The organism is Rugamonas fusca, assembly GCF_014042365.1.
Classification (GTDB): domain Bacteria; phylum Pseudomonadota; class Gammaproteobacteria; order Burkholderiales; family Burkholderiaceae_D; genus Rugamonas; species Rugamonas fusca.
Genome location: NZ_JACEZS010000011.1, coordinates 128015 through 140170, shown reverse-complemented (window position 1 = coordinate 140170; position 12156 = coordinate 128015). Strand labels below are relative to the sequence as shown.

At 65.9% G+C, this 12156-nt stretch carries 9 protein-coding genes; 5 read left to right on the top strand and 4 right to left on the bottom strand.

Going from position 1 to position 12156, the window contains the following annotated elements:
- Positions 1-18: 18 nt before the first annotated feature.
- The 3 genes from H3H36_RS14380 to H3H36_RS14370 all read right to left on the bottom strand — a co-directional run bounded on the left by H3H36_RS14380 (position 19) and on the right by H3H36_RS14370 (position 3291).
- Positions 19-387, bottom strand: coding sequence for a hypothetical protein (locus H3H36_RS14380; protein ID WP_182218725.1), 369 nt, complete (start codon positions 385-387; stop codon positions 19-21).
- Between the two features lie 116 nt (positions 388-503).
- On the bottom strand, positions 504-1943 hold the full coding sequence (locus H3H36_RS14375) for an IgA Peptidase M64 (RefSeq protein ID WP_182218722.1): 1440 nt from the start codon (positions 1941-1943) through the stop codon (positions 504-506).
- Positions 1944-2058: 115 nt separating this feature from the next.
- Positions 2059-3291 (bottom strand): cyanophycinase, encoded by a 1233-nt coding sequence (locus H3H36_RS14370; protein WP_182218721.1) that lies wholly within the window; start codon positions 3289-3291, stop codon positions 2059-2061.
- 298 nt (positions 3292-3589) lie between these two features.
- Here H3H36_RS14370 and argH point away from each other — a divergent pair, with 298 nt between their 5' ends.
- The 4 genes from argH (at position 3590) to H3H36_RS14350 (ending at position 8082) form a co-directional block, all read left to right on the top strand.
- A complete protein-coding gene (gene argH, locus H3H36_RS14365; protein ID WP_182218718.1) occupies positions 3590-4990 on the top strand; it encodes an argininosuccinate lyase in 1401 nt (466 codons plus the stop codon).
- Between the two features lie 132 nt (positions 4991-5122).
- On the top strand, positions 5123-5695 hold the full coding sequence (locus tag H3H36_RS14360) for a TRAP transporter small permease subunit (protein ID WP_182218839.1): 573 nt from the start codon (positions 5123-5125) through the stop codon (positions 5693-5695).
- A gap of 33 nt (positions 5696-5728) precedes the next feature.
- On the top strand, positions 5729-7393 hold the full coding sequence (locus tag H3H36_RS14355; RefSeq protein ID WP_182218717.1) for a TRAP transporter large permease: 1665 nt from the start codon (positions 5729-5731) through the stop codon (positions 7391-7393).
- On the top strand, positions 7393-8082 hold the full coding sequence (locus H3H36_RS14350) for a DUF6445 family protein (protein ID WP_182218716.1): 690 nt from the start codon (positions 7393-7395) through the stop codon (positions 8080-8082). The genes H3H36_RS14355 and H3H36_RS14350 overlap by 1 nt, the downstream gene beginning before the upstream one ends.
- 58 nt (positions 8083-8140) lie before the next feature.
- Here the strand turns inward: H3H36_RS14350 and H3H36_RS14345 are convergent, their stop codons facing one another.
- Complete coding sequence (locus tag H3H36_RS14345) at positions 8141-8818, bottom strand: hypothetical protein (protein ID WP_182218715.1); 678 nt, start codon at positions 8816-8818, stop codon at positions 8141-8143.
- Between the two features lie 732 nt (positions 8819-9550).
- On the opposite strand from H3H36_RS14345, the gene H3H36_RS14340 reads away from it, so the two are divergent.
- Entirely contained in the window at positions 9551-12085 is a 2535-nt protein-coding gene (locus H3H36_RS14340; protein ID WP_182218714.1) for a M4 family metallopeptidase, read from the top strand.
- The last annotated feature ends 71 nt before the right edge of the window (positions 12086-12156 follow it).

Sequence of the window (12156 nt, the reverse complement as noted above, 5' to 3'; positions counted from 1 at the left end):
TAGTTTGGCCAGTGGCGCTTACTTCATCGTGTCTGGCTGCTCGGCCTTGGCGACTTTGGTGCGGTGATGCCTGGCCTTGGGCTTGGCCTTGGCCTGCTGCGCTTGCGCGCCGTCCGGCTTGGCGTCCATGGCTGGCTGTTCGGCTGCCGCAGCGGCTTTCATGTCGGTCGCGTCGGCCTTGACGGCGGCCGCGTTGGCGTCCGCTTGCGCGGCGGCCGGTGCTGCTTGCGCTTCGGTGGCCGGGGCCATGGGGGCGGCGGGCGCCATCGGCGCTGCGGCTGCCGGCGCGGCAGTTTGCGCGGCGTCCGTTTGCGGTGCGGCGGGTGCCTGGGCGCAGGCGGCGGTGGCCAGCACGGAGGCCAGCAGGGCGGTCATCAGTTTGGTCATCATTACTCCTTTTTAAGGTTCAGTTAAGCGAAGTGCAGATTAAGGGGCGCACCGTAGCCGCTCTGTGCGATACCTAACCAAGCTCGACAATTTCCTGCTGGCACCCTCCCCTTCGTTTAGCGCGGCGCCGGCCGCGAATACAGGTCGATGATGGTGCTGATGGCGTCCTGGCACACGGTGCAGAATTGTTCGCTGCGGTCGAACATCATGCACTGCAACTGCGGCCGGTAGTAGCCGGTCGCTTCGTAATTGGCGCCTTCGAATGCGCCCACCGCGTGCCGGGTGGGCACGCGCGAGAACATCTCCTCCTCGTGCGCCAGCTCGCGCCTGAACAGCGCGCTCATCTCGGACTCCGGCCGTTGCGCCTTGCGCAGCGCCACCCGCTGCTGCTGGGTGTCGCGCGAATAGGCTTCGAACTCCGCCTTCGGCCACGGCGTGGGCAGCGCCGTCCCAGGCGCCACGAACTTTTTCCACTTCACGTTGGCCGGATCGCGCAGGGCCGTGGCGTTGGGCTCCCACGGCTCGACCCGCGTACCGCCGGGCTGGTACACGGCCGGCGAGGTGTAGTACTCGTCGGCCAGGCCCGCGAAGTGATGGCCGAATTCGTGGATGAACAGATACTTGGCCCAGTCGCTGTTGGCCGCCGCCGTGCTGAACTGGCCGAAGATGCCACCGCCGCCGTAGGTGTCGTTGTTGACGATGATCTCGATGAATTCGTAGGGCGCGTTCTGCGCCAGCTCGCGCAACGCGCGGTTGTCGGTGGCCAGCACATAGCGCTCGCTGCCGAAGATGTCATAGCGCGTGCCGAGGCGCGAGGCGTGATGCACGCCCGTGGACGGGCGCGACACGCCCGATTCCGGCGTCGGCGCGGCCAGCGCCCAGACGTTGAAGTCATTGGCCCGCTCGCGGAACGGCGACACGGAAAACAGCTGGCCGGCCATGCGACGCGCCGTGGCCTCGAACTTCTTCATTTCGCCGGCCGTGTAGCCGTCGCCCAGGATCAGCAGGTCGACCTTGTCGGGCGAGGGGCCGCTCACGTGGATGGGAATCGGGCGCAGCGCCGACGGTTGCTGCTTGCGCACCACGTCCGGCGCCTCCGGGTCCAGCTCCGTGCTCCAGGCCAGCGTGAACGCGTTGTGCTCGTCGCGCTTGAGGATGCGCACGGTGACGGCGTGTTCCGGTTTGGGGAAGCGCACGGATTCCTCGAAGCCGCGGCTGGCCTTCTCCGCCTCGGCCGTGCTGCGCCACTCGTTGAACACGGTGGAAAAGCCGCGCGAATACAGCAGCTTGCCGCTGGCCTGGTCCACCACTTCCACCTTGTTCACGCCACGGTCCGTGTCATCCACCGTGCGCGCCATATTGCCCGGCCATGGCAGCGGTTCGACCACGACCCGTTCGATCGCGTATTGCTCGGCGGTGGCGTCGCCAGTGTGCAGGTAGTCGAGGCGCATGGTGGCGGGCGCCGGCGCGGCGGCATAAGCGGGCAGCGTGGCGGCGCAGATCAGCGCGGCGCCCAGCAACCGGCGTGCGGCGGGATAGGACAGGCAAGACTTCATGGCGGCTCCTGGAAACGGAATCAATCGGCAAGTGGGCCGTATTGTAGATCCGTCATTCCGTTCCGGATACCGGAGGGGCAAGAAAAAGCGGGCAGCCCAGGTTGGCCGCGCCCGGTTACTTGTATTGGTACAGCGGCAGCTGCAAGTGTATCGGCCGGATATCGAGCCGCAGGTTGTAGATCGAATAGGCCTCGGCCATGGACGACTGGTAGCCCACGCTGTCGGCCGTCTTGGTGAACTTGAACTCGAAGCCCAGGTCCGGCGACGCCTCGCCCGGCGGCGACAGGGCCAGTCCCAGCGCCTCCTCCTGACTGTTGTCGATCAGCTTTTCCATCAGCTGGACGACGGCGTTGCTGCCCAGGATGTCGCCGCTGAACACGGGCATCTTCGAGAAGGGGCGGTTGGGATCGAGCTTGCCGGCCGCCTTGTCGGGCGCGGGCGTGTAGCGGCGCGTGGCCAGGTTGTACTTGTCGCCGTGGTCCAGGTAGCTGATCACGACATTCTTGACGTTGAATTCGGCCGCCGCCTCGTCCGTCGTGGCGCGCGACAAATCGATCAGCAGCGCCCCCGTGTAGCCGACGATCTCCACCTCGCGCCGGCTGTCGATCACCATGGCCGTGTTCTCGTCCACCCCCAGCCCGATCTGGTAGCCCTTCTTGAGCATGGCCGGGATCATGCGCGCGAAGCGCCCGCGCACCAGCAGGTGCTGGTCGACGAACACGTCGTCGCCGATGAAACCGAGGCCCGGCGCGATCTCGCGCCCCTCCGTCACGCCCTGCTTGAGCGTGGCCAGCACGGTCTTCGGTTCGTAGAACATGGTGCTGCTCATGATGGCGGCGCCGGCGCTGGTGCCGGCGATCACGCCGCCGCGCCGGTACACTTCCCACACGGCGTCCAGGATGGCGCTGCGCTGGCCATCCTCGCGCAGCAGGGCGCGCGTGATGCGGCCCTGGTCGCCGCCGGCGAAGAACACGCCACCGGCCTGGCGCACGGCGTCGGCCAGGCCGGCGTCGTCGGCGGCCTTGCGGAAATCGCTGTCGGCCAGCTTGACGGCCACCGGCACCAGGAAGGCGTCGGCGCCATACTGGTCGAGGCGCTGGATAATGGACAGCCCGGCCTGTTCGGGATAGGCCGAGGCGGACGGGAACACGGCAATACGGGCGCCCGGCCCGCCGGCCAGCTGCACGATGCGCTGCCACACTTCAGCGTTATCGCCCCGCAGGCCGCCGCCGATGATCACCAGCGAGCCCTTGGGCGCCGGCGCCTCGTCGGCGTACAGGTTGCCCGTCGCGCAGCACAACAGCACCACGCTCCCCAGATAAGCCAGCAAAGTCTTGAGCACTCGCATATCTCGTCCGATCCAGGAAAAACAGGCCGGGCCAGAATACTCCCGCCTCAGGAGACAATATACCTGATTTGACTGCTGGGTTTATGAGCGCGCAAATATATCCCTGTTTCCGCTCATGCGTGGCGACGCAGGATGGCCTTGCGGCCATGCTGTGCGCCCCGGTCCTGGACGAATTGTCGCCATTTGCCCCCGCCGCGGCCCCCAATCGCACCCGATCCGGCCCTATTTATGCTGTGGCGGGCCATCCTTGTTTATAATCAATCAAATCATCCGGTCCACCTAGCCTCTTCTTATCACCATGACAGCACAACTCTCCAAAAAAGCCGAAGCCTGGTCGGCGCGTTTCTCCGAACCGGTCTCCGACCTGGTCAAGCGCTACACGGCCTCCGTCTTCTTCGACAAACGCCTGGCCAAGGCCGACATCCAGGGCTCGCTGGCCCACGCTGAAATGCTGGCCGCGCAAGGCATCATCAGCGCCGCCGACCGCGCCGAGATCGAGCGCGGCATGGCGCAGATCGCCCAGGAAATCGACGCCGGCCAGTTCGAATGGCTGCTGGACCTGGAGGACGTGCACCTGAATATCGAAAAACGCCTGACCGAACTGGTGGGCGACGCCGGCAAGCGATTGCACACGGGCCGCTCGCGCAACGACCAGGTGGCCACCGACATCCGCCTGTACGTGCGCTCGGCCATCGACGACATCCTGGCCCTCCTGGCCTCCCTGCGCGGCGCCCTGACCGACCTGGCCGAGGACAATGCCGACACCATCCTGCCCGGTTTCACCCACATGCAGGTGGCCCAGCCCATCACCTTCGGCCACCACATGCTGGCCTACGTGGAAATGTTCGGCCGCGACGCCGAGCGCATGGCCGACTGCCGCAAGCGCGTCAACCGCCTGCCGCTGGGCGCGGCCGCGCTGGCCGGCACCACCTTCCCGATCGACCGCGTGCGCGTGGCCAAGACCCTGGGCTTCGACGACGTCTGCCACAACTCGCTGGACGCCGTCTCGGACCGCGATTTCGCCATCGAATTCACGGCCGCCGCCTCGCTGATCATGACCCACGTGTCGCGCATGTCGGAGGAACTGGTGATCTGGATGAGCCCACGGGTGGGCTTCATCGACATCGCCGACCGCTTCTGCACCGGCTCGTCCATCATGCCGCAGAAGAAAAACCCGGACGTGCCGGAACTGGCGCGCGGCAAGACCGGCCGCGTGTACGGCCACCTGATGGGCCTGTTGACCCTGATGAAAGGCCAGCCGCTGGCCTACAACAAGGACAACCAGGAAGACAAGGAACCGCTGTTCGACACCGTCGACACGGTGGTCGACACGCTGCGCATCTTCGCCGACATGGCCGGCGGCATCAGCGTCAAGCCCGACGCCATGCGCGGCGCCGCCCTGCAAGGCTACGCCACGGCCACCGACCTGGCCGACTACCTGGTCAAGAAAGGCCTGCCGTTCCGCGACGCGCACGAAGCCGTGGCGCGCGCCGTGCGCGCCTGCGTGGACCAGGGCTGCGACCTGGCCGACCTGTCGCTGGAGCAGCTGCGCGCCTTCTCCGACCTGATCACGGACGACGTGTTCGGCGTGCTCACGCTGGAAGGCTCCGTGGCCGCGCGCGACCACGTGGGCGGCACCGCGCCCAACCAGGTGCGCGCCGCCATCGCCCGCGTGCGCGCCCAGCTGGCCGCCGGTTAAGCGCGCCGCGCGGCGCGTGTCCGCACCGCATGCCACCCGCACCACGGGCGGCATGCAAAACCTTCCCCCCAGGGCGCCAACGCAGCGCCCCGGTAGTAACACCTACACGAGAACGAGGAGACCGGAATGTTTATGTCGATATCGCGGGCCATCGACCTGCTCAACGAAAAAGTGGCGAACGCCGTGGCTTATGCGCTGCTGGCGGCCGTCACCATCTGCACCGTCAACGCCCTGGTGCGCTACATCTTCAACGCCAGCTCCAACGCCTGGCTGGAAATCCAGTGGTATCTGTTCGCGGCCATGTTCATGCTCGCCTCCAGCCACACCCTCAAGCGCGACGAGCACGTGCGCATCGACGTGATCGCGGGCCGCTTCTCCAAACGCACCCAGGTCTGGATCGACCTGTTCGGCTTTGTGTTCTTCCTGATGCCCATCTCGCTGGTGATCCTGTACTTCGGCGTGCCGTTCGCGATCAATTCGATCCAGAGCGGCGAAATGTCGAGCAACGCCGGCGGCCTGATCGTGTGGCCGGCCAAGCTGCTGGTGCCCGCCGGCTTCGTGCTGATGGTGCTGCAGGGCGTGTCCGAGATCATCAAGCGCATCGCCTTCCTGGCCGGCAAGATCGACGGCCATGAATTCGCCAAGCACGTGGCCACGCCCGAGGAAGAAATCGCGGCCATCAAGGCCGCCAACAAGCTGCAGTAATCCCCCTACCCACACAAGAGCGGAACGCGAGACATGGAATTATTCTTGACAGCGAATCTGGCGCCCATCATGTTCGGCGCCCTGGTGATCTTCCTGCTATCGGGCTTCCCGGTGGCGTTTTCCCTGGCCGCCAACGGCCTGTTCTTCGGCCTGGTGGGCATCGAGCTGGGCCTGCTCAACATCGAGCTGCTGCAGGCGCTGCCGAACCGCATCTTCGGCATCATGGCCAATGACACGCTGCTGGCCATCCCCTTCTTCACCTTCATGGGCCTGGTGCTGGAACGCTCCGGCATGGCCGAGGACTTGCTCGACACCATAGGCCAGCTGTTCGGCCCCATCCGCGGCGGCGTGGCCTATGCCGTGATCTTCGTGGGCGCCCTGCTGGCCGCCACCACGGGCGTGGTGGCCGCTTCCGTGATCTCGATGGGCCTGATCTCGCTGCCCGTGATGCTGCGCTACGGTTACGACAAGCGCCTGGCCTCGGGCGTGATCGCCGCTTCCGGCACGCTGGCCCAGATCATCCCGCCGTCGCTGGTGCTGATCGTGATGGCCGACCAGCTGGGCCGCTCCGTGGGCGACATGTACAAGGCCGCCTTCGTGCCCGGCCTGCTGCTGACCGTGATGTACGCCGGCTTCGTGCTGCTGGTCTCGATCTTCTGGCCCAAGATGGTGCCGGCGCTGCCGCTGGAGGCGCGCAACCTGCGCCAGCCGAACGGCGATTCCGGCGTGCGTTCGCTGCTGGCCCTGCTGGTGGGCGCGGTCGGCGCCTCGTATGCGTTCGCCCGCTACTACGGCGCCAGCCACCCAACGCTGGCGGCCGATGAACTGGGCATCTTCTCGGCCGCCGTGGGCATCGTCGGTTCCTTCCTGTTCGCGCTGCTCAATCGCCACCTGAAACTGGGCCTGCTGTCGCGCATGGCCGAACGGGTGGTGTTCGTCATGATCCCGCCGCTGGCCCTGATCTTCCTGGTGCTGGGCACCATCTTCGTCGGCCTGGCCACGCCCACCGAGGGCGGCGGCATGGGCGCCATGGGCGCCATCATCCTGGCCATGCTCAACGGCCGCCTGTCGTGGAGCCTGACGCGCCAGGCCATGCACTCGACCACGCGCCTGGCCTGCTTCGTGATCTTCATCCTGATCGGCTCGACCGTGTTCTCGCTGGTGTTCCGCGGCGTGAACGGCGACCTGTGGGTGGAGCACCTGCTGTCGTCCCTGCCCGGCGGCAGCACCGGCTTCCTGATCGTCGTCAACCTGATGTTCTTCCTGCTGGCCTTCTTCCTCGACTTCTTCGAGCTGGCCTTCATCCTGGTGCCGCTGGTCGGTCCCGTGGCCGACAAGCTCGGTATCGACCTGATCTGGTTCGGCGTGCTGCTGGGGGTGAACATGCAGACCTCGTTCATGCACCCGCCGTTCGGCTTCGCCCTGTTCTACCTGCGCTCGGTGGCCTCGAAGGAAGTCAAGACGTCCGACATTTACTGGGGCGCCATCCCGTTCGTGCTGATCCAGATCATCATGGTGGCCTTGATCATCAGCTTCCCGCGCCTGGTGTCGGTGGAGAAGAAGGTCGACATGCACGAACAGCTGGAACTGAAGATCGACACCCCGTCCAGCGAGGAAAGCGCACCGCCGCCGGCCGAACCGAAGCAGGATGACGAGGCGCCGCAGCTGAACTTCTCGACCGACACGGACAAGAAGTGATGCGCGACCTCCGCTCCCCCGCGCCCGCACCGGCCCGCCGCCCCACCCTCACCTATCGCAAGCCCCAGCTGGGGCGCGACTACTGGGTGGCCGACGGCATCCTGCCCAACGCGGACACCGTCTCGCAGCGCTGCTTCGGCAAACAGGAGTGGGAACTGGGCGCGCCGCACCGCCCCGAACCCTGGCCCGGCATGCGCAGCGCCGGCGCGCTGCTGCCCGACGAACTGGCGCAGGTGGAAGCGTGGGTCAAAAAGGTGACGGGCGCCAGGCGGCTGTGGCAGGAAGCCACGCCCCAGGGCAGCACGCTCAATCACAACTACGTGCAACTGGTGGGCGGCATCGAATCGGGCGCGCGGCCGCACACGGATTCGACCAAGTTGTGCCGCTATGCGGCCGTGATCTATCTGTCGCCCGATCCGCTGCCGGCGGCCGGCACCTCGTTCTACCGGCTGCGCTACCCGGACGGCACGCTGGGCGGCAATGTCTGCAGCCCGCCGCACGCCAATTTACGCGAGGCGCTCGGTGTCACCAGCCTGCCGCCGCAGGCCTGGCACGAGGAACTGCGGGTCGATAACGTCTACAACCGCATCCTGCTGTACAAGGCCAACCTGGTGCACTCGGCCAGCGGCTACTTCGGCTGCGACCATGCCGACAAGCGCATGACGGCCGTGTTCTTCTGGATGGCTTAAAAGGGAAGCCCAGGGCAATGCCCGCCGGCGATGGCGGGCCGGCGGCGCGCCCGCCTGCTTAGCGCGCCAGTCCCGGCCGGGACGGCGCCACGATCTTCGACAGCACGGAAAACGCAGCCCCGGTCTGGCTCTGCTCGAGCAGCAGCGTCAATTCCGTGTAGGTGCAGATCATGTTGACCAGGCTGATCTTGTCCCACGCCAGCTGCTTGAGCACGGCGTGGTAGATGCCCGGCGTGCGGCACGTTTCCGGGTTCAGGTGCAGCGTCACCGCATTGAGGTTTTCCAGCCGCGCCAGCAGGCGCTCGCCGGCGAACACCTGCTCCACCACCCCGGTCAGGGGCCGGCTGCAGATCACCATCACCTCGTTCACCCCGCGCGTGACGGTCATGAAGGCGCCGCGCACCGGCTCCGTCAGCGCCAGCAACTGGCGGTGGCATTCATGCGTGTGCTCCGAATAGCGGAACGTGAATTCCGTCAGCTCGGTGCGGGTGGTGAGCTCGCCCGTCTTCGGCGCCAGCACGATCTGGCTCTCGCGCACGGGCGGCAGGCGCTCGGACACGCGCCGCAGCGCCATCACCACGGCCGCCTGGCCGACCGGCTTCCACAAATCGCTCTCCAGCTGCGGCTGCAGCTGGCGCGCCAGTTCCGATAAATTGATCAGGCCACGGCCCAGCCCTTCGGTCAAGAACGCCGACTCCATGACGATGCGCTCTACTTTGGTAGCTATCGACAGCATAGTGAACTCCCACTTGCGTCGCCGACGCAGCGCGGCCGGCACCTGGCCCGCGCCCGACGGCGAACATATCCACTGAAATGACAAGGGCGCCATGCACCCGGGCTGGGTGGGCATGGCGCTGGCGCCGCGCGCGCGGCGCGGACAGGGACGGCTTATGTGGGAGGGGGCAGCGCGGCGCTGATCACGTTGCGGGATAAGCGATAGTGTCTGGACAGACGTGGGTGAGCAGTCATGTTTTTCTTCCTGTGGTTCCCGATATGCGCGATGTGCCGAGGGTCGTGCCCCGCGCTTTTTGTATGTCGGCCGGAATGGTATTCCGCCCGCGTTGCAACCTAGTGTAAATCGCAATATTAAAAATTCGCAACCTTTACCTCGCGTTAAGGCAGCCGAAGTGTTGCGTATGGCACAAATTTAGAGTGTTACACCTATTTCGTGGCGCAATTCACACAAAACCGCCCTATCGTGCGCGATTCCCACGCCAATTTGCGGTAAAAGCGGCGCCGTTGATGCTTTTGAGAATGTCCCATTTTTAACATTTTTGCGCTGTGCGACCAATTTCCCAAGTTTTTTGACTTGGCCCCGGCCAACAGCATAGTGTGCCCCTGCCCGCTGTTTTCGCTCCATCCAGCGCCTGTCCGGCCACCCCGCCAGGCGGACGTGGAAAACGCCGGGCTGGCCACCGTTACCCCCGGCCAGACCTTCAATCGAACGAACATACCCCATGGAGAAGAGATGAATTTACGTAAGACCTTACTTGCCGCATCCATCGCCGCCCTGCCGGTGATGGCGTCCACCGCCGCCCACGCGGCCGGTCCCCTGATGGCGGCTCCCGTCGCCCTGGCTTCTCCACAAGAGAGCGCCAGCCTGGTGGCCAAGCTGAGCGCCAAGGACAGCGCGCTGGGCCTGGGTGCGCAACACAGCTTCCAGATCGCCAGCCAGCATCCTGGCGTGGCCGGCACCAAGATCGTGCGCCTGAACCACACCTACAACGGCCTGCGCGTGTTCGGCTCGGAAGCCGTGGTCGTCACCAACGCGGCCGGCGACATCGTCAGCCAGTCCGTGTCCGAGCGCCGTCCCGGCGTGCATGTGGCCGACGCGCGGGGTCGCGTGGCCATGGCCACCCCGGCCGCACCGGACCTGACGCCCACCCTGAGCGGCAGCGACGCCATCGCGCTGGTGGTCAAGCAGGTGGCGCCGCGTGGCGTGCACCGCTGGATGCCCACCTCGGAACTGCTGGTCTATCCCGTCATGAAATCGGTGCGCGTGGCCTCGGCCCTGAACAAGGCTGAATCGGAGCTCAACGCGCTCGACCTGGAACAGGTGATCGACCACTACGAGCTGGCCTACCTGGTCCACACCCGCATGGCCGATGGCAAGCGCCTGGTCTACCATGACACCGTGGTCAACGCCAAGACGGGCGCCGTGATCGCCCAGTGGAAGGCGCTGCAGACCGTGGTCGGCACCGGCAACAGCCAGTACAGCGGCTCCGTGCCCATCAACACCACCCTGAGCGGCAGCACCTACTCGATGAAGGACGCCACGCGCGGCGTGGGCGGCACCTACGGCGGCATGGCCATCACCAACGCCAACCACAGCTCGGCCAGCAGCCCCAGCGCCGGCAGCATCTACACCAACACCAGCAACACCTGGGGCGATGGCCAGAACTACAGCGGCGGCAGCACCACCAGCGCCAACGGCCAGACGGCCGCCGTCGATTCGCTGTGGGGCTTGATGAACACCTACGACGGCATGAAGAACGTCCTGGGCTGGTCCAGCCTGGACGGCAACAACACGGCCACCTACATCGCCGTCCACGTCGACAATTCCTACGACAACGCGTTCTACGATTCGGGCTGCAAGTGCATGTACATCGGCGACGGCAGCAGCTTCAAGAGCCTCGATTCGATCGATGTGATCGGCCACGAGATGTCGCACGGCGTGACGGACTCCACCTCCAACCTGAACTACTCGGGTGAATCCGGTGGCCTGAACGAATCGAACTCCGACATCGGCGGCGAAATGATCGAAGCCTACGCCCACGGCGGCGGCACCGGCACCGTGGTGCCGGCCACCGGCAACGACTGGATGATGGGCAAGGACATCTCCAAGGACGGCCAGCCGCTGCGCTGGATGTACAAGCCGAGCAAGGACGGCAGCAGCCCTGACGCGTGGAGCAGCTCCATCTCCAACCTGGACGTGCACTACAGCTCCGGCCCGAACAACCGCATGTTCTACTTCCTGTCGCAAGGCTCGAGCGCCGATTCCACCAGCGACTACTACAGCCGCTACCTGGTCAAGAGCCCGGCCAACATGACCGGCATCGGCAACGACAAGGCATGGCGCATCTGGTTCAAGGCCAACACCACCAAGTTCACCTCCACCACCAACTACGCGGACGCCCGTTCCAAGGTGCTCGCGTCGGCCGAGGAACTGTATGGCGTGGGCAGCAAGGAGGCGATCGCCGTGCAGCGCGCCTACGCGGCCATCAACGTGGGCAGTGACGTCGATGAAGCGGCCGGTGGCGGTGGCGTGACCATCAGCACCCAGCCGGCCAGCATCACCGTGGCGGCCGGTTCCACGGCATCGTTCGCCGTCGGCGCCACGGGCGGCACCGCGCCTTACACCTACAAGTGGTACCGCAACGGCGCCCTGATCAGCGGCGCCGGCGCGGCCACCTACAGCTTCACGGCCCAGAGCACCGACAACGGCGCCGTGTTCAACGCCACCGTGACCGATTCGTCGGCCACGCCGGTGACGGCCACCTCGGGCAACGCCACGCTGACCGTCAGCAGCACCGGCGGCACCACCGAGCGCGTCACCAACGGCGGCTTCGAGTCCGGCACCACGGGCTGGAGCGGCAACACGGGCGACATCGGCTCCTTCAGCGGCGAGACGGCCTACGAAGGCAGCAAGTTCGCCTGGATGGGCGGTAACGGCAGCGCCGTCACCGAGAAGCTGACCCAGGCCGTGGTGATCCCATCGACGGCCACCAGCGCCACGCTGAGCTTCGCACTGCACATCGACACGGCCGAAAGCGGCAGCACCGCCTACGACAAGCTGACGGTGAGCGTGAAGAACAGCGCCGGCACCACGCTGGCCACGCTGGCCACCTACAGCAACGTGAACGCGGCCTCGGGCTACCAGCTCCACAGCTTCAACCTGCTGCCCTACAAGGGCCAGACCGTGACGCTGTCGTTCTCGGAGACGGAGGACTCGTCGCTGCAAACGTCGTTCGTGCTCGACAAGGTCAGCGTGCTGACCCAGTAATCGCGTAAAGCAGTCATGCCGGCGGCGCTGTTGTATCGGTGTCGCCGGCAGCATGACAACATTGCATTTTT

Excerpts from the sequence above, each read along its gene's own strand:
- H3H36_RS14340 (WP_182218714.1), top strand. The coding sequence starts at position 9,551 with ATGAATTTACGTAAGACCTTACTTGCCGCATCCATCGCCGCCCTGCCG.
- H3H36_RS14350 (WP_182218716.1), top strand. The coding sequence starts at position 7,393 with ATGCGCGACCTCCGCTCCCCCGCGCCCGCACCGGCCCGCCGCCCCACC.
- H3H36_RS14375 (WP_182218722.1), bottom strand. The coding sequence starts at position 1,943 with ATGAAGTCTTGCCTGTCCTATCCCGCCGCACGCCGGTTGCTGGGCGCC.
- H3H36_RS14360 (WP_182218839.1), top strand. The coding sequence starts at position 5,123 with ATGTCGATATCGCGGGCCATCGACCTGCTCAACGAAAAAGTGGCGAAC.
- H3H36_RS14370 (WP_182218721.1), bottom strand. The coding sequence starts at position 3,291 with ATGCGAGTGCTCAAGACTTTGCTGGCTTATCTGGGGAGCGTGGTGCTG.
- H3H36_RS14380 (WP_182218725.1), bottom strand. The coding sequence starts at position 387 with ATGACCAAACTGATGACCGCCCTGCTGGCCTCCGTGCTGGCCACCGCC.
- argH (WP_182218718.1), top strand. The coding sequence starts at position 3,590 with ATGACAGCACAACTCTCCAAAAAAGCCGAAGCCTGGTCGGCGCGTTTC.
- H3H36_RS14345 (WP_182218715.1), bottom strand. The coding sequence starts at position 8,818 with ATGCTGTCGATAGCTACCAAAGTAGAGCGCATCGTCATGGAGTCGGCG.
- H3H36_RS14355 (WP_182218717.1), top strand. The coding sequence starts at position 5,729 with ATGGAATTATTCTTGACAGCGAATCTGGCGCCCATCATGTTCGGCGCC.